At 68.5% G+C, this 23,101-nt stretch carries 24 protein-coding genes and 1 pseudogene; 12 read left to right on the top strand and 13 right to left on the bottom strand.

Features of this window, described 5'->3' with window-relative positions:
- Positions 1-135: 135 nt before the first annotated feature.
- Entirely contained in the window at positions 136-1,392 is a 1,257-nt protein-coding gene (locus BMW26_RS01955) for a hypothetical protein (RefSeq protein WP_072590619.1), read from the bottom strand.
- 155 nt (positions 1,393-1,547) lie between these two features.
- Between BMW26_RS01955 and BMW26_RS01950 the strand changes: the two genes are divergently transcribed.
- Positions 1,548-1,997 (top strand): VOC family protein, encoded by a 450-nt coding sequence (locus BMW26_RS01950; RefSeq protein ID WP_072592192.1) that lies wholly within the window; start codon positions 1,548-1,550, stop codon positions 1,995-1,997.
- Here BMW26_RS01950 and BMW26_RS01945 read toward each other — a convergent pair.
- Complete coding sequence (locus BMW26_RS01945; RefSeq protein WP_053098583.1) at positions 1,994-2,422, bottom strand: DUF1761 domain-containing protein; 429 nt, start codon at positions 2,420-2,422, stop codon at positions 1,994-1,996. The two genes, BMW26_RS01950 and BMW26_RS01945, sit on opposite strands and share 4 nt — an antisense overlap.
- Positions 2,423-2,561: 139 nt before the next feature.
- On the opposite strand from BMW26_RS01945, the gene BMW26_RS01940 reads away from it, so the two are divergent.
- The 4 genes from BMW26_RS01940 (at position 2,562) to BMW26_RS01925 (ending at position 7,879) form a co-directional block, all read left to right on the top strand.
- Positions 2,562-4,223, top strand: a complete 1,662-nt coding sequence (locus BMW26_RS01940) for a glycoside hydrolase family 13 protein (protein ID WP_072590618.1) — start codon at positions 2,562-2,564, stop codon at positions 4,221-4,223.
- 91 nt (positions 4,224-4,314) lie between these two features.
- Positions 4,315-5,325, top strand: a complete 1,011-nt coding sequence (locus BMW26_RS01935) for a LacI family DNA-binding transcriptional regulator (protein WP_072590617.1) — start codon at positions 4,315-4,317, stop codon at positions 5,323-5,325.
- 75 nt (positions 5,326-5,400) lie between these two features.
- Entirely contained in the window at positions 5,401-6,294 is an 894-nt protein-coding gene (locus BMW26_RS01930) for a formylglycine-generating enzyme family protein (RefSeq protein WP_198032400.1), read from the top strand.
- 85 nt (positions 6,295-6,379) lie between these two features.
- On the top strand, positions 6,380-7,879 hold the full coding sequence (locus tag BMW26_RS01925; protein ID WP_072590616.1) for an arylsulfatase: 1,500 nt from the start codon (positions 6,380-6,382) through the stop codon (positions 7,877-7,879).
- Between the two features lie 9 nt (positions 7,880-7,888).
- On the opposite strand, the gene nhaA is transcribed toward BMW26_RS01925, so the two are convergent.
- The 3 genes from nhaA to BMW26_RS01915 all read right to left on the bottom strand — a co-directional run bounded on the left by nhaA (position 7,889) and on the right by BMW26_RS01915 (position 9,800).
- The gene (nhaA, locus tag BMW26_RS01920) at positions 7,889-9,169 is read right to left on the bottom strand and encodes a Na+/H+ antiporter NhaA (RefSeq protein ID WP_072590615.1); all 1,281 of its coding nucleotides are present in this window, start codon (positions 9,167-9,169) and stop codon (positions 7,889-7,891) included.
- Between the two features lie 64 nt (positions 9,170-9,233).
- The gene (locus BMW26_RS17710; RefSeq protein WP_171821976.1) at positions 9,234-9,407 is read right to left on the bottom strand and encodes a hypothetical protein; all 174 of its coding nucleotides are present in this window, start codon (positions 9,405-9,407) and stop codon (positions 9,234-9,236) included.
- Between the two features lie 51 nt (positions 9,408-9,458).
- Positions 9,459-9,800: an ArsR/SmtB family transcription factor gene (locus BMW26_RS01915; RefSeq protein WP_053098578.1), complete on the bottom strand. Its 342-nt coding sequence runs from the start codon at positions 9,798-9,800 to the stop codon at positions 9,459-9,461.
- An 83-nt stretch (positions 9,801-9,883) separates the two neighbouring features.
- Here BMW26_RS01915 and BMW26_RS01910 point away from each other — a divergent pair, with 83 nt between their 5' ends.
- Complete coding sequence (locus tag BMW26_RS01910) at positions 9,884-11,185, top strand: NAD(P)-binding domain-containing protein (RefSeq protein ID WP_072590614.1); 1,302 nt, start codon at positions 9,884-9,886, stop codon at positions 11,183-11,185.
- Positions 11,186-11,210: 25 nt separating this feature from the next.
- Here the strand turns inward: BMW26_RS01910 and BMW26_RS01905 are convergent, their stop codons facing one another.
- Together BMW26_RS01905 and BMW26_RS01900 are read right to left on the bottom strand one after the other, a co-directional pair.
- Positions 11,211-12,584 (bottom strand): FAD-dependent oxidoreductase, encoded by a 1,374-nt coding sequence (locus BMW26_RS01905; protein ID WP_072590613.1) that lies wholly within the window; start codon positions 12,582-12,584, stop codon positions 11,211-11,213.
- 11 nt (positions 12,585-12,595) lie between these two features.
- The gene (locus BMW26_RS01900) at positions 12,596-13,354 is read right to left on the bottom strand and encodes an aquaporin (RefSeq protein ID WP_072590612.1); all 759 of its coding nucleotides are present in this window, start codon (positions 13,352-13,354) and stop codon (positions 12,596-12,598) included.
- A gap of 48 nt (positions 13,355-13,402) precedes the next feature.
- On the opposite strand from BMW26_RS01900, the gene BMW26_RS01895 reads away from it, so the two are divergent.
- The 3 genes and pseudogenes from BMW26_RS01895 to BMW26_RS17860 all read left to right on the top strand — a co-directional run bounded on the left by BMW26_RS01895 (position 13,403) and on the right by BMW26_RS17860 (position 14,913).
- Positions 13,403-14,101 carry an arsenate reductase/protein-tyrosine-phosphatase family protein gene (locus BMW26_RS01895; protein ID WP_072590611.1) on the top strand — a complete coding sequence of 233 codons (699 nt, stop codon included), beginning with the start codon at positions 13,403-13,405 and terminating at the stop codon, positions 14,099-14,101.
- Positions 14,098-14,340 (top strand): annotated as a pseudogene (locus BMW26_RS17865) (arsenate-mycothiol transferase ArsC); the annotation flags it as partial. The gene BMW26_RS01895 and the pseudogene BMW26_RS17865, both read left to right, overlap by 4 nt.
- 228 nt (positions 14,341-14,568) lie before the next feature.
- Complete coding sequence (locus tag BMW26_RS17860) at positions 14,569-14,913, top strand: arsenate reductase/protein-tyrosine-phosphatase family protein (RefSeq protein ID WP_232224572.1); 345 nt, start codon at positions 14,569-14,571, stop codon at positions 14,911-14,913.
- A 36-nt stretch (positions 14,914-14,949) separates the two neighbouring features.
- On the opposite strand, the gene BMW26_RS01885 is transcribed toward BMW26_RS17860, so the two are convergent.
- Positions 14,950-15,264 (bottom strand): hypothetical protein, encoded by a 315-nt coding sequence (locus tag BMW26_RS01885; RefSeq protein ID WP_157557389.1) that lies wholly within the window; start codon positions 15,262-15,264, stop codon positions 14,950-14,952.
- Between the two features lie 162 nt (positions 15,265-15,426).
- Between BMW26_RS01885 and BMW26_RS01880 the strand changes: the two genes are divergently transcribed.
- Both BMW26_RS01880 and BMW26_RS01875 read left to right on the top strand, forming a co-directional pair.
- Positions 15,427-16,782: a TrkH family potassium uptake protein gene (locus BMW26_RS01880; RefSeq protein ID WP_072590608.1), complete on the top strand. Its 1,356-nt coding sequence runs from the start codon at positions 15,427-15,429 to the stop codon at positions 16,780-16,782.
- A 32-nt stretch (positions 16,783-16,814) separates the two neighbouring features.
- Complete coding sequence (locus BMW26_RS01875; RefSeq protein ID WP_198032366.1) at positions 16,815-17,510, top strand: potassium channel family protein; 696 nt, start codon at positions 16,815-16,817, stop codon at positions 17,508-17,510.
- A 158-nt stretch (positions 17,511-17,668) separates the two neighbouring features.
- On the opposite strand, the gene BMW26_RS01870 is transcribed toward BMW26_RS01875, so the two are convergent.
- Genes BMW26_RS01870 through fdxA form a run of 3 tightly spaced genes read right to left on the bottom strand, consistent with a single transcriptional unit; the run spans position 17,669 to position 19,156 of the window.
- On the bottom strand, positions 17,669-18,298 hold the full coding sequence (locus tag BMW26_RS01870; RefSeq protein ID WP_072590607.1) for a superoxide dismutase: 630 nt from the start codon (positions 18,296-18,298) through the stop codon (positions 17,669-17,671).
- A gap of 10 nt (positions 18,299-18,308) precedes the next feature.
- Positions 18,309-18,833 (bottom strand): flavin reductase family protein, encoded by a 525-nt coding sequence (locus BMW26_RS01865; protein ID WP_072590606.1) that lies wholly within the window; start codon positions 18,831-18,833, stop codon positions 18,309-18,311.
- Complete coding sequence (gene fdxA / locus BMW26_RS01860) at positions 18,830-19,156, bottom strand: ferredoxin (RefSeq protein ID WP_053098573.1); 327 nt, start codon at positions 19,154-19,156, stop codon at positions 18,830-18,832. The genes BMW26_RS01865 and fdxA overlap by 4 nt, the downstream gene beginning before the upstream one ends.
- Positions 19,157-19,235: 79 nt before the next feature.
- On the opposite strand from fdxA, the gene soxR reads away from it, so the two are divergent.
- Entirely contained in the window at positions 19,236-19,712 is a 477-nt protein-coding gene (soxR, locus tag BMW26_RS01855) for a redox-sensitive transcriptional activator SoxR (RefSeq protein WP_053098572.1), read from the top strand.
- A gap of 17 nt (positions 19,713-19,729) precedes the next feature.
- Here soxR and BMW26_RS01850 read toward each other — a convergent pair whose 3' ends face one another.
- Together BMW26_RS01850 and BMW26_RS01845 are read right to left on the bottom strand one after the other, a co-directional pair.
- Positions 19,730-21,976, bottom strand: coding sequence for a glycoside hydrolase family 3 N-terminal domain-containing protein (locus BMW26_RS01850; protein WP_072590605.1), 2,247 nt, complete (start codon positions 21,974-21,976; stop codon positions 19,730-19,732).
- Positions 21,976-23,100 (bottom strand): ABC transporter permease, encoded by a 1,125-nt coding sequence (locus tag BMW26_RS01845; protein ID WP_232224521.1) that lies wholly within the window; start codon positions 23,098-23,100, stop codon positions 21,976-21,978. The genes BMW26_RS01850 and BMW26_RS01845 overlap by 1 nt, the downstream gene beginning before the upstream one ends.
- Position 23,101: the final 1 nt, after the last annotated feature.

Genomic DNA, 23,101 nt, shown 5'->3' with positions numbered 1-23,101 from the left:
CGAATCACCCGAATCCGGTGCAATAGTGACCACGCACCGCGTCGGAGGTGCACTAGTGACCCCGCACCGCGCCGCCGGTGCAAAAGTGACCCCGCACCGCGCCCGACGTGGCGGCAGGCGTCAGAGCGCGACGGGTCAGTCGACGGGCAGCGCGAAGGGATTGTCGCCCGCGGCGGCGAGCAGGTACCAGGCCGTCGCACCGGTGTGCAGGCTGGCGTAGTAGAGGTCGCCGAAGCCCGAGTCGAGGCCGTCGGTCGACGTCGCCACGATCCCCTTGCCGTCGCCGTTGGGCGCATCGCGCTGACCGAGGCGGATGCTGCTCAGCAGCGACTCCACGCGCTCGGCGTCACCGGGCGCATCGCGCAGCGTGAGAGCGAGCGCCAGGTGGCCGGATCCCTCGAACCACACCTTCGACACGTCGACGTCGCTGATCGACGCGCCCTGATACTGCCCGTCCGTCGCGATGAGGTGGGTCAGCGTCCAGTCCAGCGAGGTGTCGTAGCGGGGGTCGCGCGTGGCGAGCGAGCTCCAGGTCTGCGCGTCGAGGGGAATGGGGCGGGTGTTGACCGTCGACCCATCCAGCAGGGTGCCCGTGTCGACATGGCCGTCGGCGCTCTGCATCGCGGCCACGAAGGCCGACGCGACGCCCGCCCGATCGGCCCAGACGGAGTCGCCGGTGAGCTGTGCGAGCTGCGTGAAGAAGCCGGCGATATCGCTGTTGTGCTCGGTGGACTTCCACTCCAGCGACGAGCCGTTCTCGAGCTGACCGCCGGTGTAGCCGAAGGGCGCTCGCACCATGTCGGCGGTGTTGTTCTGGATCCATTCGGCGATCTGCACCGCCCCATCGAGGTACTTCGAGTCGCCGGTCGCGTGGAAGAGACGCGCGAGCGCCATACCGGTCCAGGCCTGGTTGCCGGTGAACGTGCCGGGGCCGGTGATCTCGACCCTCCCCTGACGGATGCCGTGCGGCTCGTACGAGGTGCGCACTCGGCCGTCGCCGATCGGGTCGTTCGCCTGCACGAAGAGCAGGGTGTCGCCGATGGTCCGCGCCCGACGGATGTCGTCGGGGAGCCCGCGTGCCGTGTACGCGATCACGACGAGGGCGTCGTCGTAGACGAACGACGGGGTGAAGTCCCAGGTCGGCAGGTCGGTGAAGAAGCCTCCCTGATAGCTGCGGGGAAGGCAGTGCCCCGCGCCGTCGCAGAACTCGTCGACGCGCGCATCGAGGAACTCGTAGGCGAGGGCGACCGACAGAGTCGGATCCGGTGCGGCGGTCGGGTCGTCGGCGGGGGCATCACCGGAGGCCGCGGTGGTCACGCCCGCGACCATCGCGGCGGCGATGAGTGCGGCGGCGATCATCCATGGCGCTGAACGGCGCGATGAACCCGACATGAAGACCCCCTCGGTCTGAACCGCAGTCGGCGACCGCAGGCGACCAGGAGGTCACGTGCAAAATGCTGGCATACCAGGAAGTCTCGGCGGAAGTGGCGAAGGTCTAGTCTTTCGAGGCGCCCGGCGTGTCGCGCCCCGCGAGTAGCATGCGAGCCATGCCCATCACACTGGAGAACGTCGGCATCGCCGTGCGCGACCTCGAGGCGACGATCGCCTTCTTCACCGATCTCGGCCTCACCGTGCTCGGTCGGGACGAGGTCAGCGGCGAATGGGCCGACACCGCCGTCGGCCTCGACGGCAACCACGCGAAGATCGCCGTGCTGCAGACACCCGACGGCCACGGTCAGCTCGAGCTGTTCGAATACATCCATCCCGACGCGATCGAGACCGAGCCGACCCTGCCGAACGAGATCGGGATGCACCGGGTGGCGTTCTCCGTCGACGACATCGACGAGTCCCTGGCCATCGCTGCCCGGCACGGATATCACCCGCTGCGAGGAGTCGCGAACTACCAGGGCGTCTACCGGCTCACCTATCTGCGCGGCCCGAGCGGGATCCTCGTCATGTTCGCGCAGGACCTCACGAAGGATGCCGCGGCGAGCTAGCCGAGAGCCGGCGGCCAGACGCCGATGATCACGGCCATGACCACGATCGTGACGATCTCGTGTGCGATGTTCATGGTGGTCAACGCCGTCGGACGACCCTCGAAGGCGTCGTGCGTGATGAACCGCGCGGCCGTGAACCCGGCCCACAGCAGCACGCCGGTGACGACGGCGGCCCAGAAGAACGATCCGTCGTAGAAGTGCCAGGCGATCGCGGATGCTCCGGCGAGCACCCACGCCGTCGCGAAGCTCACGATCACGGTGGTGATGATCGCCATCGTCGCGCTCGCCCCCGGACGGTCCATGTCGACGTTCGCGAGCTTCGACCAGCGGGTGCCGAACACCTTCGGCGCGTACCAGATCGAGCCGACGATCATGCTCGAGGCGGTCGCGAGCAGAACGGCCCAGTAGTTGATCTCGGGAACCATGACAGCCTCCTGTGGTCGGATGCCCGAAGCATACTCCCGGGCCTGCAAGCGGCTGCGGACCGGCGCAGAATATCGGATCCCCGAATCGATTCGATGCTCGCTCTGGCAATCATGTAAGCGTTTGCACTAATCTGTTGCCATGGCACAGCTTGAGCAGATCGCAGCCCCCGGTTCCGAGTGGTGGCGCAGCGCGGTCATCTACCAGATCTACCCCCGTTCGTTCGCCGACGCCTCGGGCGACGGCATCGGCGACCTGCCCGGCATCACCAGCCGGCTCGACTCGCTGAAGGAGCTCGGCGTCGACGCGATCTGGCTGAGCCCGTTCATGACGAGCCCGCAGCGGGACGCCGGCTACGACGTCGCCGACTACCGCGACGTCGACCCGCTGTTCGGCACCCTCGACGACTTCGACACGATGCTGAACGAGGCGCACGCCCGCGGCATCCGCGTCGTCGTCGACCTGGTCCCCAACCACTCGTCGGCCCAGCACGCCTGGTTCCAGGAGGCCCTCAAGGCTGCTCCCGGCAGCCCCGAGCGCGCGCGGTACATCTTCCGCGACGGCAAGGGCAAGAACGGCGAGCTGCCCCCGAACAACTGGGAGTCCGTCTTCGGCGGCGGCATGTGGGAGCGCGTGACCGAGGCCGACGGCACGCCGGGCCAGTGGTACCTGCACATCTTCGACCCGACGCAGCCCGACTTCGACTGGAACAACGAAGAGGTGCGCGAGGAGTTCCGCTCGATCCTGCGCTTCTGGCTCGACCGCGGCGTCGACGGCTTCCGGGTCGACGTGGCCCACGGCATGATCAAGGCCGACGGCCTGCCCGACTACACGCCCCCGGCAGACGCCGACTCGATGGGCGGCGGCGAGGCGAACGTGCCGTACTGGGGCCAGGACGGAGTGCACGACATCTACCGCGACTGGCACAAGGTGCTGGCCGAGTACGACGGCGACCGCGCGCTGTGCGGTGAGGCCTGGATGCCGACGCTCAAGCAGACCGCCCTGTGGGTGCGCCCCGACGAGATGCACCAGACCTTCAACTTCCCCTACCTCATGACCGAGTGGGACGCGAAGGCTCTGGGGTCTGTCATCCGCGAATCCCTCGACGCGTTCGGCGAGGTCGGCGCACCCAGCACCTGGGTGCTGTCGAACCACGACGTCGTGCGCCACGCGTCGCGACTCGCGCTCACGGCCGAGAACCCGCAGGGCGAGGGCATCGGCCCGAACACCCCGCACAAGCCCGACACCGCCATCGGACTCGCGCGCGCTCGCGCGGCGACGACCGTGATGCTCGCGCTTCCGGGTTCGGCATACCTCTACCAGGGCGAGGAGCTGGGCCTGCCCGAGGCGATGGAGATCCCCGACGCCTTCCGTCAGGACCCGACGTGGTTCCGCACCAACGGCGAGCGCTACGGTCGCGACGGATGCCGTGTGCCGCTGCCGTGGGAGGCGGATGCTCCGGCGTTCGGCTTCAACGAGACCGGTGCGTCGTGGCTGCCGCAGCCCGCCGACTGGGCGTCGTACTCGCGCGACGTCGAAGAGGTCGACCCCGCCTCGACACTGGCGCTCTACAAGCGCCTGCTCGCCGGACGCCGTGAGCACGGCTTCGGCAGCGGATCGCTCGTCTGGGAAGACGCCGGCGCAGATGCGGTGGCGTTCCGCCGCGGCGACGTGCACGTGCTCGCGAACCTCGGCACCGAGCCGCTGCCGCTGCCGACCGACGCGTTCGTGATCCTGCAGAGCCAGCCGTTCGACGGTGGCGCCGTGCCGGTCGACACCGCGGTCTGGTACACCAAGGCGTAACGTCGCATCATGTTCCGGTCGCAGTTCGCGCCGCCCACGGCACCGCCCGACGGCACGAACTGCGACCGGAACGGCTCAGAGAGGATCCCCCATGGCGAGCATCGATGAGGTCGCCCGGCTCGCCGGCGTCTCGACCGCGACGGTCTCGCGCGCGCTGAGCGGCCGAGGCCATGTGTCGGAGTCGGCCCGCCTGCGCGTGCAGGAGGCGGCATCGGCGCTCGGCTACGTCGTGTCCTCCCGCGCATCGAGCCTGGCATCGGGCCGCACCCGCAACATCGGGGTCGTGGTTCCCTTCCTCGACCGATGGTTCTTCAGCACCGTGCTGTCGGGGGTGTCGTCCGCGCTGATGCGCGAGGGCTACGACATCACCCTCTACAACATCACCGCCGACAAGGACGTGCGCCGCCACGTGTTCGACACCTTCCTGCGACGGCAGCGAGTGGATGCGGTGATCGCGGTGTCGATCGAGCTCGACGACGACGAGACGCAGTACCTGCTCGACCTCGGCCTGCCGGTGATCGCGATCGGCGGGCCGAACCCCAAGCTCGACACCCTCACCGTCGACGACGTCGCCGTGGCCCAGCTGGCGACCGAGCACCTGATCGGTCTCGGACACCGCGACATCGCCCACATCGGCGCGAACCCCGAGTTCGACATCGACTTCCACATCCCGACGAATCGTCGCCTGGGCTTCGAGAAGGCACTGGCGAAGGCCGGCATCCCTCTGAATCCGGCCTTCCTCGAGCCCGCCGACTTCACGGTCGAGGGCGGATACCGCGCGGCGAAGCAGCTGCTCGGACGCCCCGGCCCGCGACCCACCGCCGTGTTCGCGGCATCCGACGAGATGGCGATCGGGGCGATCCTCGCCGCCCGCGACCTCGGATTCGCCGTGCCGGACGACCTCTCGATCGTCGGCATCGACGGTCACGAGCTCGGCGAGTTCTTCCGACTCAGCACCGTCGATCAGTTCCCGCTGGGCCAGGGCGAGCGTGCGGCGGACGCCGTGCTCGCCAAGCTCGCCGACGGCGACGCCGCCGGCATTCCGGCCGAGCTCCCCTACGAGCTGAACGTCCGCGGCACGACCGCGCGCCTGGTCGGCTAGCCCCACGCGGGCGAGCATCCTGCCCCGCGCGACGACCCGGACGCTACGCTGACGCGGGTGACGAACATTCGCGACATGGTGCTGATCCCCGGCGGAACCTTCCGGATGGGGTCCGAGGACTTCTACCCCGACGAGCGCCCGGTGCACGAGCGCGAGGTCGCCTCGTTCGAGATCGACCGCTACGAGGTGACCAACGCGCAGTACGCGGAATTCGTCGATGCCACGGGATATATCACTGTGGCCGAGCGGCCTCTCGACCCGGCTGCCTTTCCGGATGCGGATCCGAAGGACCTCGTGCCCGGTTCCATGGTCTTCACGCCGACCCCCGGCCCGACCGACCTGCGCAACTGGCGCAACTGGTGGCGCTGGCAGGCTGGCGCCTCCTGGCGGCATCCGTTCGGCCCCGACTCGTCGATCGACGATCGGCTGCAGCATCCGGTCGTGCACATCGCGTTCGAGGACGCGGTCGCCTACGCCGACTGGGTCGGGATGCGGCTGCCCACCGAGGCCGAGCACGAGTACGCCGCCCGAGGCGGGGTCGACGGTGCGCCTTTCGCATGGGGCGACGAGATCTACCCCGGTGGCGAGGCGCAGGCGAACTCCTGGCTGGGTCGCTTCCCGTATGACAACCAGGGCGTCGGCGGCACGGCCCCGGTCGGGTCTTACGCCCCCAACGGCTACGGACTCTATGACATGATCGCGAACGTCTGGGAGTGGACGAGCGACTTCTACACGCCGCGGCATCTGAAACTGTCGGACAAGCCGGTGGATCCCGGCAAGCGCGCGAACCTGTTGGCAGCGGCGAGCGCGCAGGAGGGCTTCCCGAGCATCCCGCGCCGGGTGCTGAAGGGCGGATCACACCTGTGCTCCCCCGACTACTGCCTGCGCTTCCGCCCGGCCGCCCGCTCGCCCCAGGCGGAGGACACCGGCATGTCGCACATCGGATTCCGCCTCACCCGCTCGGTGTGAGGCCCCCCTGGGCATTGACCCGAGCCCCTGGTTGGCTGAGCGGCACGGGCGCCTGCCCGGCCTCACCGCCGACCGAGGAGCGACAATGTCCGACAAGCCCAACATCCTCATCATCTGGGGCGATGACATCGGCATCGCCAATCTGAGCACCTATACCGACGGCCTGATGGGCTATCGGACTCCGAACATCGACCGGATCGCCGATGAGGGTGTGAAGTTCACCGATTACTACGGCGAGCAGAGCTGCACCGCCGGGCGTGCGGCGTTCATCACCGGACAGAACCCCTATCGCACGGGTCTCACGAAGGTGGGGATGCCGGGGGCGAAGCTGGGGCTCCAGCCCGAGGATCCGACGATCGCGGATGCGCTCAAGCACCACGGCTACGCCACCGGCCAGTTCGGCAAGAACCATCTCGGCGACCGCGATGAGCACCTGCCGACGGCGCACGGCTTCGACGAGTTCTTCGGCAACCTCTATCACCTGAACGCCGAGGAGGAGCCGGAGCACCCGGACTACCCGACCGACGAGGAGTACCCCGGGTTCAGCGAGCGGTTCCGCCCGCGCGGCGTGATCCACTCGTGGGCGAACGACGACGGCACGCAGCGCATCGAAGACACCGGTCCGCTGACGAAGAAGCGCATGGAGACCGTCGACGAGGAGTTCCGCGATGCTGCGGCGGACTTCATCCGCGCTCAGGCCGACGACGACACCCCGTTCTTCGTGTGGTTCAACTCGACGCACATGCACTTCCGCACCCACACCAAGGAGGAGAGCAAGGGGCGGGCCGGACGCTGGCAGTCGGAGTATCACGACACGATGCTCGATCATGACGACGTGGTGGGCAGTCTGCTCGATCTGCTCGACGAGCTCGGCCTCGCCGAGAACACGATCGTCATGTACTCCACCGACAACGGCCCGCACATGAACAGCTGGCCGGATGCCGGCATGACGCCGTTCCGCAACGAGAAGAACTCGAACTGGGAGGGCGCCTACAGGGTCCCGGCGATGGTGCGCTGGCCCGGGCACGTCCCCGCGGGCACGACGCTCAACGGCATCGTGAGCCACAACGACTGGTTCGTGACGCTGCTCGCGGCGGCCGGCGACACCGACATCGCCGAGCGTCTGAAGGCGGGCACGGATCTGCACGGCACCGACTTCAGGGTCCATCTCGACGGCAACAACCAGCTCGACTACATCACGGGAGTCGCCGAGCACAGCCCGCGACGACACTTCTTCTACGTCTCGGACGACGGCGACCTCACGGCGCTGCGCTTCGAGAACTGGAAGTTCGTCTTCCTGGAGCAGCGCGCGGTCGGAACCCTGCAGGTGTGGCAGGAGCCCTACATCGAGCTGCGGTTCCCGAAGCTCTTCAATCTGCGCACCGATCCGTTCGAGCGCGCCGACATCACCTCGAACACCTACTGGGACTGGGTGCTCGACCACATCTTCCTGTTCATCCCGGCCCAGGCGTATGTGGCGAACATGCTGCACACCCTTGCCGAGTTCCCCGCTCGCCAGGAATCGGCATCGTTCACGATCACCCAGGTGATGGCGAAGCTGCAGTCGACGGTCGGCAGCTCCTGACCGTCGCCCTCAGGCGTCGAGCAGCGATCGGCGGGCGAGAGCGTTGCGCCTCGCGAGCATCAGCCCGCCGATCACCGCGGCGATCAGGGAGCCGAGGAGCACACCGATCTTGACGTGCTCGTCGGCGACCGAACTCGACCCGTAGGCGAGCTCTCCGACGAGCAGGGAGACGGTGAATCCGATTCCGGCGAGGAACGCCATGCCGGTGAGGTCGGGCCAGCGCAGCGATTCGTCGAGACGCAGAGCGGGCACCCGGCTGAGCAGGAACGTGGTCGCGAGGATCCCGATCGGCTTGCCCAGGACGAGGCCGACGATGATGCCGATCGCGATCGGATCGGTCAGCGCCGACGCGAGCCCCGCGAGTCCGCCGATCGTGACGCCCGCCGCGAAGAAGGCGAACACGGGCACGGCGAACAGCGTCGCCACGACACCCCACCGGTCGGCGAAGTGCGGGGCGAGGCCGTCGTAGAGGGGCTCGCCGTCGGCATCCGTCCCTCGCGGCACCCGAGCGCGCTCGGTCGGGATGACAGGAACGACGAAACCGAGGAGGACTCCGGCGACGGTCGCGTGGATGCCGGCGGCATGGATGCAGACCCACACGGCGATCGCGAGAGGCATCAGGATCCACCACGCCCGCACGCCCTTCTGCACGAGCAGCGCGAATCCTGCGAGGGGCAGCAGCGCGAGAGTCAGCCAGGGGAAGCTGATCGAGTCGGTGTAGAAGGTCGCGATGATCGTGATGGCGATCAGGTCGTCGATGATCGCGAGTGTGAGCAGGAAGACGCGGAGCGCCGGTGGGAGGGACTTCCCGACCACGGCGATCACGGCGACCGCGAACGCGATGTCCGTGGCGGTCGGGATGGCCCAGCCGCGCAGGGCGTCGCCGTCGCCCGCGTTGATCAGGGCGAAGATGATCGCCGGCACGATCACCCCGCCGACGGCTGCGGCGATCGGCAGCGCCGCCTGACGCGGATCGCGCAGTCGGCCGGTGACGAACTCCTCTTTCAGCTCGAGACCCACGACGAAGAAGAAGATCGCGAGCAGGCCGTCCGCGGCCCAGGCCCCGATGCTCAGATCGAGATGCAGCTCGGGGATGCCGAACGTGAAGTCGCGCACCGACTCGTACCACGACACGGCGGGGGTGTTGGCGAGGATCAGCGCGGCGACGGTGGCGGCGAGCAACAGCGAACCCCCGAGCACCTCGCTGCGGGCGTTGGAGCGGATGCCTCGCCACAGCTCCTGGGGAGCCAGGCGGAGACGGGGACGGGTGCGGACAGGAGAAGCGGACATGACGAGACCTCACGCGAGAGAAGGGGTGAACGACGCGGAAGACCGCACCCCACAGAGGCGCGGTCTAGTCGCGTGGCGGCGGGCAGCCCGCGATCTCGCCGTGCGAGAGAGTGCCCCAGACGCTGGTCCACCCGTTCGTGCCCGGGTGGAGCACGACGCGCATCCATTCCTTCATCGGAGTCGCCGAGCGCAGCTCATGCGGAGCGCGCGCCGAACCGGCGATCGAGAGGAGGGCCATGGAATCAGCCTATCGGGATGACCGCCCGCCGACCTGAGGAGCGCAGCAGGATCAGACGGCTCGCAGGGCGTCGCCGGCGGCGTCGAGAGCACCCTCGGCGAGGGAGAAGTACGCCCACTTGCCGCGCTGCTCACGTGTGACGAGTCCGGCGTCCGCCAGCAGCTTCATGTGATGCGAGACCGTGCCCTGCGACAGACCGACCGGATCGGTGAGGTCGCAGATGCAGGCTTCGCCACCCGCGGCCGACGAGATCAGCGAGAGCAGACGGATGCGCGTCGGGTCGCCGAGCGCCTTGAACAGGCGGGCGATCCGTTCAGCCTCGGCGAGCGGAAGAGCGGATGCCGCGCGCGGCGTGCAGCAGCCCGTCTGCTCGATCGTCACCGGAAGCGTCATGCGCTCATCCTCTCACGTATTGACAATGTTCGATACGTGGGCGACGCTTCTCATATTGAAGTCTTTCGATCTGAGGAGATGTCGTGTCCGAGCTTCCCATCGTCGTCATCGGCGCGGGGCCGCAGGGTCTCGCAGCGGCGGCGCATCTCGTCGAACGCCGCGAAGACGTCGTCGTCCTCGAACGAGGGCGCGGCCCTGCCGCCGCGGTCTCCGAATGGGGCCACGTGCGCCTGTTCTCGGCGTGGCCCGAGCTGACGGATGCCGCCGCGCGTCGCCTGCTCGAGCCGACCGGGTGGACCGCACCGACCGCGGGCTGTCCGACCGGGGCGGAATGGGTGAGCGACTACCTGGCGCCTCTCGCGGGCGCACTCGGTGAGCGGATCCGGTACGGCACCGCCGTCACGGGCGTCGCTCGCCAGGGTCGCGACAAGGTCGTCGAGTCCGGACGCAGGAACCAGCCGTTCGTCGTGCACACCCTCGACGCGGACGGCACCGAGTCGCGGATCCGCGCCCGGGCGGTCATCGACGCAAGCGGCACCTGGGGTCTCCCCCACCCTGCGGGCGCAGACGGCTTCCCCGCCGTGGGCGAGGCCGCGGCATCCGATCTGATCTCCTACCGCATCCCCGACGACGTGTCCGGGCTCGCCGGCTCGCATGTGGTCGTCGTCGGATCGGGACACTCCGCCACGCACGCCGTGCTGCGCCTGAGCGAACTGGCCCGCCGGTCGCCGGGGACCCGCGTCACCTGGCTGCTCCGCCGAGGGAGCGCCGCGAACGTTCTCGGGGGCGGCGCCGGAGACGAGCTGCCCGAACGCGCAGCGCTCGGCTCTCGGGTGTCGAAGGTGATCCATGACGGTGTCGTCGAGGTGGTGACAGGATTCCGCGTCGCCGAGTTCCGACGGGACGGGAGCGGCCTGGTGATCGTCGCCGAAGACGGACGCGAGATGGCGGAGATCGCGCACGTGTTCGCGCTCACCGGATTCCGGCCGGACACCGGCATCCTGCGCGAACTCCGAATCGATCTCGACCCCGCTCTCGATGCGGTCGCCGGCATCGCCTCCGAGATCGACCCCAACATCCACTCCTGCGGTTCGGTGGGCGCGACCGGTGCCCGACAGCTCATGCAGCCGGAGGAGGGCCTCTTCATCGTCGGCGCGAAGTCCTACGGCCGAGCTCCGACCTTCCTCGCCCTCACCGGATACGAGCAGGTGCGCAGCGTCGCCGCCCACCTCGTCGGCGATCGGGAGGACGCGGCCCGCAACGAACTCACCCTGCCCGCGACCGGGGTATGCGGGGGGTCCGGGGACTTCGACGACGGCGCGAGCGGATGCTGCGCCGCGCCGGCCGTGCTGCAGATCGGCCTGCGCCCCGTCACCGTCGGCTGATCGCGATTCACCGAGCGCTGGGCCCTCAGGCCGAACCCACCTCGCGCTCCCACGCCTGTGTGGCGATCTGCACGGCATCCCACGGGGAGCCGAGCGGGGGCGTGTAGGAGAGATCGAGGTCACTCATCGCAGCGACGGTCATCCCGTGGTGCAGCGCCGTGGCGTAGGTGTCCACGCGCTTCGAGATCTCTGCGCCGCGCGTACCGACGAGCTGCGCGCCGACCAGTCGGCCATCCTGACTATCGCCCGTGATACGCATGCTGATGGGTGTCGCCCCCGGGTAGTAGCGCTTATGGTCGTCCGCGAGCGCGGTATGGCTTCGCGGTGCGAACCCTGCCGCCTCTGCTTCGTGGTCGCGGAGCCCCGTGCGAGCGGCCACCACGTCGAACACCTTGACCACCTGCGTGCCGAGGCTTCCGGCGAACCGAGCGTCGCCGCCGATCGCGTTCTCGCCCGCGACGCGCCCCTGCTTGTGGGCCGTCGTGCCGAGCGGCAGGTAGGTGACGCCGAGAAGACGGTGGTGCGTCACGACTCCATCGCCCGCGGCCCAGACGTGCGGAAGGCCGGTGCGCATCCGCTCGTCGACGACCACGGCGCCGCCCGCTCCCGTCGACGCACCGGCAGCGGTGAGAAGCCCGGTGTTGGGGCGCACGCCGACGACGACGAGCACCACGTCAGCAGTGCGGGAGAACGCCTCGCCGTCGCGGGTTCCCCGGACTGAGATTCCGGCCGCGTCGCGGATGACGGCTTCCACCCGCGTGCGGGTGAGGACGTCGACGCCGTGGCGGGTGAGTTCGTCATGGACGAGGGAACCGAGTTCGGGATCGAGAGTAGAGAGCACTTCGGGTCCACGCTGGAGTTGGGTGACCTGGAGGCCGCGCACGGTGAGGGCTTCGGCCATCTCGAGGCCGACGTAGCCCGCTCCGACGATGATCGCCGTCTCGGGCTGATGTTCATCGAGATACCTCTCGAGCGCGAACGTGTCGCCCATCGAATGCAATAGGTGCACGCCGTCGTCGGGGCCGAGCTGATCGAGCCCTGCGATGCCGGCCGTCGACGGCGATGCCCCCGTGCCGACCATGAGCTCGTCGTACGCGATGGTCGATTCCGTGCCGTCGGCGTTGCGGACGGTGAGCCGGCGGCTGTCGACGTCGATGGCGGTCGCGAGAGTGTTGAGCCGGAGGTTCATGCCGGTGGCTTCGAGATCGGCGTGTGTGCGGTGGGCGAGCGACTGCCAGGGCTGCACCTCCCGGGAGAAGTAGTACGGGATGCCGCAGATGGAGAAGTTCGGATACGCGTCGGCCACCACGACGGTGACATCGACGGACGGATCGAGTTCGCGGGCGCGGATGGCGGTCGAGATTCCGGCGTCGCTTCCGCCGATCGCTACAAGGTGCATGAGCGTGCCTTTCAGGGCCGGTTTTCGAGCTGCGGAACCACGACGTCGCCCGCGATGCGGGCGACGGTCGGGTAGAAGAGGAGCAGCAGCGCGAGGCCGAGGGCGGCGCCGACGAGCTGGGCGAGGATGAACGGCGCAACGGATGCCGGCGCAATGCCGGCGAAGGTATCGGTGAACATCCGGGCGATCGTCACCGCAGGATTCGCGAACGAGGTCGAGCTGGTGAACCAGTAGGCCGCGCCGATGTAGGCGCCGACGGCCGCCGCCGTGACCGACCCCGCGCCGGTGCGTGCCAGCGCGAAGATCAGTAGAACGAGCCCGGCGGTGGCGACCACCTCGCCGATCAGATGCCCGCCTGTCGCGCGTTCATTGAGGGAGAACGCGGGCGCCGCGTCGAACATCGCCCCGGCGAGAAGCGTGCCGGAGACCCCGCCGAGAATCTGTGCGAGCACATAGGGAGCGACATCACGCACCGGGATACCCGTCCCGGCGCGGCGGCCCAGCAGCCAGTCCACGATCGTCACCGCAGGGTTGAAGTGCGCCCCGGACACGGGGCCGAGCATGAGAATCAGGACCGCAAGACCGAGCGCCGTGGTGAGGCTGTTCTCGAGGAGCTGCAATCCAGTGTCTTCCGGAGACAGTCGCTGCGCGGCGATGCCCGAACCGACGACGATGGCGACGAGGAGGCCGGTTCCGACGTACTCGGCAGCAGCGCGGCGCATGAGATGGGGTCGATGGGACACCGGGGGTGAGGAGGTGGCGGTATTCATGTCGGCTCATCTTGACTTACGCCAAGTACTTCAGTCAACATTGAAGTAATGAATATCGATCGACCGCAGAGTGCCGAGGAGCGCGCCGCGAAGCACGCTGCACTCGGCGACCCGTCGCGCCTGCGCATCGTCGACCTTCTCACCCTAGGAGATCTGTCCCCGAGCGAGATCAGCGTGGCGTTGGGACTCCCCTCGAACCTGATCACCCACCATCTGAACGGACTGGAGTCGGTCGGGATGGTGTCCCGTTCGAGGTCAGAAGCCGACAAACGTCGCAATTACGTCCACCTCGTCGACTCCGCACTCGACGGGCTCACCCCGGGGCGCGTCGAGCGCGCGAGCCGCGTCGTCTTCGTCTGCACAGCGAACTCGGCGCGGTCTCAACTCGCCGCGGCGCTATGGTCGACCCACAGCAGCATCCCTGCCACATCCGCAGGAACCCATCCCGCCGATCGAATCGATGCAGGAGCCGTCGCTGTCGCCGGCCGCCGCGCGATCGACCTGCCCGACGAATCGCCGCGCGCGCTCGAGTCGGTGTGGGATACGTCAGATCTGGTTGTCACCGTCTGCGACAACGCGCACGAAGAGATCGGCCTCACCGGGCACCTGCACTGGTCCATCCCGGACCCTGTCCGCCTCGGCACGGACGATGCTTTCGATACCGCTTTCGAAGAGCTGGAACGCCGCATCACGGCGCTGGCCCCGCGTCTTGCCGCCATCCCACCGCACCGGAAAGAGACCACATGACCGACCGCACTCCCCGCGTCCTGTTCATCTGTCAGCACAACGCGGGTCGCTCTCAGCTCGGCGCTGCCCTTCTGGAGCACCTCGCGGGTGATCGCTTCACTGCCGCATCAGCCGGCCTCGCTCCAGCCGACGAGGTCAACCCGGCCGTCGCAGCCACCGTCGCGGAGCTGGGAATCGACATCACCGACCGAACGCCGCGGGCCGTCACGCCCGACGACCTGGATGCGGCAGACATCGTGGTCCTCATGAAGCCGGGGCTCGCCCTGCCATCCACCCCTCGCGGCGAAGTGCTCGAGTGGTCGTTCCCCAATCCCGAGTCTTGGGACGCCGATGCCGTACGCCCCCTGCGAGAGGCCGTGTCGAACAAGATTCGAGAGACGCTGCTCGTCCGGAGCACGACAACCGGCACGACCACCACCAAGCCCTCCGTCCTCTTCGTGTGCGTGCACAACGCCGGACGCTCGCAGATGGCCGCAGGCTTTCTGCGCGAGGTCGCCGGGGACCGCATCGAGGTGCGCTCCGCCGGATCCATGCCCGCCGACCAGATCAACCCGATCGCGGTCGAGGCCATGAGCGAACTCGGCATCGACATCACCGCCGAGCAGCCCAAGGTGCTCACGACCGAGGCCGTACAGGCATCCGATGTCGTGATCACGATGGGATGCGGCGACGCCTGCCCGTTCTTCCCCGGCAAGCGCTACGAGGACTGGGAGCTCGACGACCCGGCCGGGCAGGGCATCGACTCCGTGCGCCCGATCCGCGACGACATCCGCCGTCGCATCGAGGCGCTCGCGGGCGAACTGCTCGCCTGACGCTCGCTCGCCCGGAAGCGGCTCAGCGCGCTCTGATCACATGCCCGGGATCTCGAGCATCTCCAGTATCTCGATCGTCCCACCCCACCCGCGATGGGGGTGCTCGGCGAGCGCGGCCGTGACGCCCGCCAGATCATCGGCCTGCATGATCGAATACCCGCCGATGAAGGAACCGGGCTCACCGCCCGCGACACTCTGCGTCGGCGAACCGAGTTCGACGATCGCGTCGCCCGCTCGCGCGGCCCAGTCCATCCACGCCTTCATCGACTCCGCGCCCGACTCGGGATCGGCTGTCGCCATCTGCTCGGCGGCACTCACTGCTGAACGGTAGAGAACCAGGAACCTGCTCATGATCGACCTCTTCGTGTCTCGACGCACGCCGAACGCATTCGTCTCTGCACAGAGAGGCCCCGATCCGCGGCATTCAGACGCAGGAGCTCGGAACCCGTGATCGGTGACGCGCCACACGGGATGTCGTTCGGTCGCGACCCCGGTTACGGGTAGTGTCCATGCGTGACCCTGCTCCGTCGCGCCGCCGGTCGGCGTCGAAGTCTCGCCCCCGCCCAGGTGATCGCCTCCGGGTTCGGAGCGGTCATCATCATCGGCACGGTGCTGCTCATGCTGCCGATCTCGTCGAGCGCCCAGACGTGGACTCCACCGATCGACGCCCTGTTCACCGCGACGTCCGCGGTGTGCGTGACGGGTCTCGTGGTCGTCGACACCGCGGTCTTCTGGAGCCCCTTCGGCAAGGTCGTGATCCTGGCGCTGATCCAGGTGGGCGGCCTGGGCATCATGCTCTTCGCGGCGCTCATCGGCCTCGCACTCGCGCGCCGCCTCTCAGTGCGATCGCGGATCCTCGCCGGCACCGAGACCAAGACGTCTGGCGGCGGAAGTATGAAGCGCATCGCCACCGGCATCCTCGTCACCACCCTGATGATCGAGGTCGTCGTGGCGGCGCTGCTGTTCGTGCGATTCCTCACGGGCTATGGATACGACCCCGCGCGCGCTGCGTGGCATGCCGTGTTCCACGCCGTCTCCGCCTTCAACAATGCGGGATTCGCCCTCTACACAGACAGCCTGATGGGCTTCGTCGGCGACCCCTGGATCTGCCTGCCGATCTGCGCGGCGATCGTTCTCGGCGGTCTCGGCTTCCCAGTGCTGCGACAGCTGCGACGCGAGTTCCGCCGTCCATTGCACTGGACCATGAACACCCGCATCGTGCTCTCGGCGACGATGGCCCTGCTGGCGATCGGCACGGCGTACGTGCTGCTGTTCGAGTGGGACAACCCGGGAACGCTCGGCGCGCTCTCGCCTGGCGACCGGATCCTCGCCGGGTTCTTCCACTCCGTGCAGTCGCGCACGGCGGGCTTCAACTCCGTCGACATCTCTCAGATGCATGACGAGACCTGGCTCGGAACGGACGTGCTGATGTTCATCGGTGGCGGACCGGCCGGCACCGCCGGCGGCATCAAGGTGACCACTTTCGCAGTTCTCTTCTTCATCATGTGGACGGAGCTCCGCGGCGGCGCGGCGGTGAATGTCTTCGGCAAGAGGTTGTCGCGCGCCGTCCACCGGGAGGCGATCACCGTCGTGATCGTCGCGCTGGGTGCGGTCATGACGGGGGTCATCGCGATCCTCGCAATGACAGACTTCGATCTCGACCGCGTGCTGTTCGAGGTGGTGTCGGCCTTCGGCACCGTCGGCCTGTCGGCGGGGATCACTGCGGACCTGCCGCCGGCCGCGCACCTGATCCTCGTCGCGCTCATGTTCCTCGGCCGGCTCGGGCCCCTGACGCTCGGTTCCGCTCTCGCCCTGCGCGAGCGCCCCAGCGCCTACGATCTCCCTAAAGAGCGCCCCGCAATCGGTTGATCGCCACGCTCACAACGCACGAAAGGACCCGCGTGTCCAGATTTCTTTCATTCAGGCAGGACGCTCGGCGGATCGCCGAGGCCGACTCCGTAGCGGTCATCGGACTGGGCCGGTTCGGGACCTCGCTCGCACTCGAGCTGATGGCCTCGGGCACTGAAGTGCTGGGAATCGACGCCGACGAGGATCTGGTGCAGTCGCTCAACGGTCAGCTCACGCAGGTCGTGCGTGCCGATTCCACGCGTATCGACGTGCTCGAGCAGCTCGCGGTCGGCGAGTTCGATCGGGTGGTCGTCGCGATCGGCAGCGACATCACTGCGTCCATCCTCACCGCCTCGCTGCTGCTGACCATGAAGGTGCCGGTGATCTGGGCGAAAGCCGTCGATGAACGACACGGAGCCGTGCTCGAGCAGCTCGGCGTGCACCGAGTGATCTATCCCGAGAAGGACATGGGCCGCCGCGTCGCACACCTCGTACGCGGCGCGGCAGCCGACTATCTCGAGATCGATCGAGGATACGCCGTGGTGAAGACGGTCGCCCCGGCGCACCTGCAGGGGATCACCCTTACCGATGGCGCGGTGCGTTCGACCTACGGCGTCACCATTGCGGCGTTCCGCGCGCCGGACGGCGAGTGGCGCAACGCAGAGGCGGCCACAGTGCTGGGCGACGGCGACGTCGTGCTCGTCGTCGGACCCACACGCGAGGTCGAGAGGTTCGCCCAGTTGCGCTGAACCGCACGTCGCCGACCTGATCCTCGGTGTCCGCTGCGCCTCGGGAGGAGAAGTGCGCCTCGGGAGGACGGATGCCGTGGCATCCTCCTCCCGAGTGGTGATCTCCTCCCGAGGGAACGGGCAAAGACAGGTCGCGCGCAGGCGAGAAGGCGTGAGATTCAGCGGGCGACGATGAGGCCCGCGGTTTTCTCCTGCACAGCCTGGAACCGGCGCTGCACGTCGGACCAGTTGACGAGCTCCCAGAACGCCTTGACGTAGTCGGCGCGCACGTTGAGGTAGTCGAGGTAGTAGGCGTGCTCCCAGACGTCGAGCTGCAGCAGCGGCGTGACGCCGAGCGGGGCATTGCCCTGCTGGTCGAACAGCTGGAACATGACCGGACGCGCACCGACGCTGTCCCACGCGAGCACAGCCCAGCCCGAACCCTGCACACCGAGCGCGGTGGCGGTGAAGTGCGCGCGGAAGGCGTCGATCGAGCCGAACGCGTCGGTCAGCGCGGCCTCCAGCTCGCCCTCGGGGTTGCCGCCGCCGTCGGGCGACAGGTTCTCCCAGAACACCGAGTGGTTGATGTGACCGCCGAGGTTGAACGCGAGGTCCTTCTCGAGCTTGTTCACGGCGGCGAAGTCGCCGGACTCGCGGGCCGCGCCGAGCTGCTCGAGCGCCGTGTTGGCACCGGTGACGTACGCCTGGTGGTGCTTGGAGTGGTGCAGCTCCATGATCTTGCCGGAGATGTGGGGGGCGAGCGCCGAGTAGTCGTACGGCAGCTCGGGAAGGGTGTACGGAGTGGGCATGCTGTTCCTTTCAGTCGTTCTGATCGGTGGGGAGTGAGTGGAATCGGCGGTCGAGGTAGACGAGCGGTCGGCCCGCCCGCCCGAGCAGCACCTCGTCGATCTCGGCGACCACGACGGTCGATGAGCCGACCGCGACCGTCGACATCGTGTGACCGCGCATCGCGGCGCGCGCCTCGGCGAGGTACGGCTCACCGGTCGGAAGGGTGCCCCACCCCTGCTCGGGGGTGAAGCGGTCGGCGCCGCTCACCGCGAAGCTCTGCGCCAGGGCCGAGTGCTCGTCGTCGATCAGGTGCACGACGAACGACTCGGCGTTGAGGATCGAGCCCGCGCTGCCGGTGGCCCTGGTGACCGAGAACACGATCGCCGCGGGGTCGACCGCGACGGATGCGACGCTCGACGCCGTGAGACCGACGGGACCGGTGGGGGTCATCGCCGTGATGATCGCGACCCCCGCCGGATGCGCGCGGAACGCGGCCTTGAGCCCTTCACCGACCTCGGACGGAACCGGCGCGGCGGGGTGCTGCTGACTGCTCATTCGGGTGCCTCCTGGGGCGGAAGTGCGGCGATGATCGGGTGGTCGCGCTCGATGATGCCGAGCTTCGCGGCGCCACCGGGCGACCCGAGCTCATCGAAGAACTCCACGTTGGCCTTGTAGTAGTCCTGCCACTCGTCAGGCAGGTCGTCTTCGTAGTAGATCGCCTCGACCGGGCAGACGGGTTCGCACGCGCCGCAGTCGACGCATTCGTCGGGGTGGATGTACAGCGAGCGTTCGCCCTCATAGATGCAGTCAACAGGGCATTCGTCGATGCACGCACGGTCCTTGACATCGACGCAGGGCAGGGCGATCACGTAGGTCATCGGGTGGCGGTCTCCGTTCGGGTCACGGTTGCCACCGTATGACCTCAAGTACACTTGAGGTCAAATCGAGGAGGCCGCGATGAGCACCGATCCGGACCGGATTGCGCACGGACCCGACGAGCCGCTGACGATCGGCGAGATGAGCAGGCGCACCGGCGTCGCCCCGTCCGCCCTGCATTTCTACGAGAGCCTCGGTCTCATCGCGTCGACGCGCACCGCCGGCAATCAGCGCCGCTACGCCCGACACATGCTGCGCCGGGTCTCGCTCATCACCGTGGCGAAGCGCCTCGGCATCCCCCTGTCGGATGTGCAGGACGCGTTCGCCGACGTCCCGCTCACGCAGACCCCGAGTCACGCCGACTGGCAGCGGGCGTCACGGCGCTGGAAGCGCGAACTCGAGAAGCGCCGCGAGGGCATCGAGCGACTCGAACGAGAGCTGACGGGATGCATCGGCTGCGGATGCCTGTCGATGAAGGCGTGCGGTCTGCTCAACCCCGACGATGCCCTGGGAAGTCAGGGCGCGGGGCCGCAGCGCCTCCGCGACGAGGACGCCTGAGCGCCCTCGTCGCAGACTCATGCCACGGTGAACGCAGCACTCCGCAGGGCTTCTTCGCGCGAGCTCGGACCGACCAGCAGTTCGAACGCGCCGGATTCGACGCGACGGTTGCCGGCCGCATCCACGATCGAGCACTCGGCGACCGGCACTTCGAGCCGCACGCGCGCCGACTCTCCGGGCGCGACGTCGACCTGGCGGTAGGTCTTGAGCTCCTTGTCGGCCCAGCTCACGCTCGTGACGGAGTCGCGGACGTAGACCTGAACCGTCTCGCGCACCGGGCGCGAACCGGTGTTCGTCACCGTCACCTCGGCGACGATCGTGTCGGCGAGACCGAGCCGGTCGGTGTCGAGCGAGAGCTCGCCGTACGAGACCGTCGAGTACGACAGCCCCTCGCCGAACGCCCACGCGGGAGACTGCGTGAGGTCCGCGTAACGGTCGCCGTGCTGGCCGCGGATCTGGTTGTAGTACGTCGGCTGCTGCCCGACGTGGCGCGCGAACGAGATCGGCAGGCGCCCCGACGGCTCGACCGCACCCGAGATGATCTCGGCGAGCGCGCGGCCGCCCTGCATGCCGGGGTTCGCCGCCCAGATCACGGCGGCGGCCTTCGATGCGGATGCCGGCAGCACGAGCGGCTTCGAGGCCAGGAGCACCACGACGACGGGCTTCCCCGTCGCGATGAGCGCGTCGAGCAGCGCGTTCTGTCCGCCGATCAGCTCGAGCGTCGCCGTCGAGCGGCCCTCGCCCACGAGCTCGATACGGTCGCCGACGACGGCGACCACGACATCGGACGCCTCGGCCGCAGCGACGGCCTCGGCGATCATCGTGTCGTCGGGTGCGCTCGGGACGACGACCGAGGGCCGGGGCTGCCCGTCGGGGAACTTCGTGCCCCGCGGATCGTCGTCGAGCGTGAGGATCTCGGCGCCGCGCGTGTGCGTCACCGACCATCCGTCGATACCGGCGAGACCGTCGAGCACGGTGGCGATCATCTCGCGCGGCTGTCCGTCGAGCCATCCGGCCTGACCCGATCCGCCGGCCCAGTCGCCGAGCTGCGTCTGGGCGTCGTCAGCGAGGGGCCCGACGACCGCGACCGTCAGCGGCGCCGACGCGTCGAGCGGCAGCACGCCGTCGTTCTCGAGCAGCACGATCGAACGGCGGGCCGTCTCGAGGTTGAGCTCGGCGTGGGCGGCGCTGCCGACCACGGCATCCAGGTCGCCCTGCGGAAGTCGCGGGTCTTCGAACAGTCCCAGCTCGAACTTGAGCGTGAGGATGCGCGCCACGGCGTCATCGAAGGCGTCCTCCGCGAGCAGGCCGTTCGACACCGCCTCGAGAGCTCCGGCGAAGAAGCCCGGAGTGTTCATCACCATGTCGTTGCCCGCGCTCACCGCCGCAGCCGAGGCGTGCGCGTAGTCGGGCTGCACATGCTGCTCCCAGACCATGCGTCCGACGTTGTCCCAGTCGGTGATCAGCGTGCCGGTGTAACCCCACTCGCCGCGCAGCACATCGCTGAGCAGCCAGTCGTTCACCGTGATCGGCACCCCGTCGGTGGTCTGGTAGCCGAGCATGAATGTGCGGCATCCTTCACGGGCCACCCGCTCGAACGGCGGCAGGAACCACGACCGCAGCTTGCGCCGCGAGATGTCGGCCTCGCTGGCGTCGCGCCCGCCCTGCGTCTCGGAGTAGCCTGCGAAGTGCTTCGCCGTCGCGAGGATCGCGGTGGGGTCGTCGAGGCCCTCGCCCTGGTATCCGCGCACCATGGCGGAGGCGAGCTCGCCGATGAGGAACGGGTCTTCGCCGAACGTCTCGTCGATGCGGCCCCAGCGCAGGTCGCGTGCGATGCAGAGCACCGGCGAGAAGGTCCAGTGGATGCCGGTCGCCGCGACCTCGACCGCGGTGGCCCTCGCCACCTTCTCGACCAGCTCGGCGTCCCACGTGGCGGCCATGCCGAGCTGCGTCGGATAGATCGTCGCTCCCGGCCAGAAGGAGTGGCCGTGGATGCAGTCCTCGGCGACGAGCAGCGGGATGCGCAGTCGCGTCTGGGCGGTCAGCTCGTTCGCCCGGATGATGCGCTCGGGCGAGGTGTGCAGGATCGACCCGACGTGCTTGCCCAGCACGTGATCGTCGAGGTCGTCGCGAGCGTCGAGCTGCAGCATCTGCCCGATCTTCTCCTCGACCGTCATGCGGTCGAGGAGGTCGGCGACGCGCGCGGCGATCGGCAGTTCTGGGTCGAGGTAGGGCAGGGATTCGGTCAGGGTCTGAGAGGTCATCACTCGGCGTTCTGTGTCTTCTTGTCGGTCTTCGTATGGGTCGTCGTCGCTGTCGCCGCGCTCTGCACGGTACCCGAGTCGGTCGTCGGCGCGCTGCGCACCGCCGTCACCGGATCGTTCACGTCGAGCCCCTTCTTCTTCATCGCGCGGGCACGCTCACCGGCCGACCGCAGCCTCGGGTTGACGTACTCGTCGATGCCGAAGTTGATGAGCGACAGGGCGACGCCGATGATCGCGATGCAGAGTCCTGCGGGCACGTACCACCACCACAGCCTCGGGAAGGCGCCGTTCTGCTGCGCCCAGAACAGGATGGTGCCCCAGTTGAGGTTGCTCACCGGGATCACCCCGATGAAGGCGAGGGTCGTCAGACCGAGGATGGCCGCGGTGACGGTGCCGACGAAGCTCGACGCGATCAGCGCCATGAGGTTCGGCAGCATCTCGACGGTGATGATGCGGTGCAGCGGTTCGCCGTTGGCGCGCGCCGCCTGGATGAAGTCGCGGTTGCGCAGTGACATGGTCTGCGCGCGCAGCACGCGCGCGCCCCATGCCCACCCCGTGAGGCCCAGCACTGCGGCGATCACGATCAGCGGCGGGTTCTCGAACTGCGACGCCACGATGATGATCAGCGGGATGCCGGGGATCACCAGGAACACGTTCGTGAGCGCCGACAGCGACTCGCTCTTCCACCCGCGCACGTATCCGGCGATGACGCCGATCGTGATCGCGATGACGGTGGCGATGATCGCCGACAGGAATCCGACCACGACGACACCGCGCGTGCCGAAGATGAGCTGGCTGAGCACGTCCTCGCCCATGTGCGTGGTGCCGAGCCAGTGGTCGAGCGAGGGCGGCTGCCGCAGCGCCGTGCGGTCCTTCTGCGTGGCTCCGTAGGGGGCGAGCAGCGGCGCGAAGATCGCGATCAGCACGAACACCCCGAGGATGATCAGGCCGGCGATCGACTTGGGGTTGCGGAACATCGCGAACGATTGGGCGAGCTGCGACCAGAACGTCTTGCGGGTCGGCTGGTCCCCGCGGGCCGTGCGGAACGTGGCAGTCTCCGGCATCCCGGTGGGGATCGCGCTGCCGTCGGGCGCGGTCGTGTCGGTCGAGGTGGGAACGCTCATG

It is taken from the genome of Microbacterium sp. 1.5R, from assembly GCF_001889265.1.
Classification (GTDB): Bacteria; Actinomycetota; Actinomycetes; order Actinomycetales; family Microbacteriaceae; genus Microbacterium.
The sequence above is the reverse complement of the archived record's forward strand: the minus strand, read 5'-3'. Positions and strand labels throughout refer to the sequence as shown.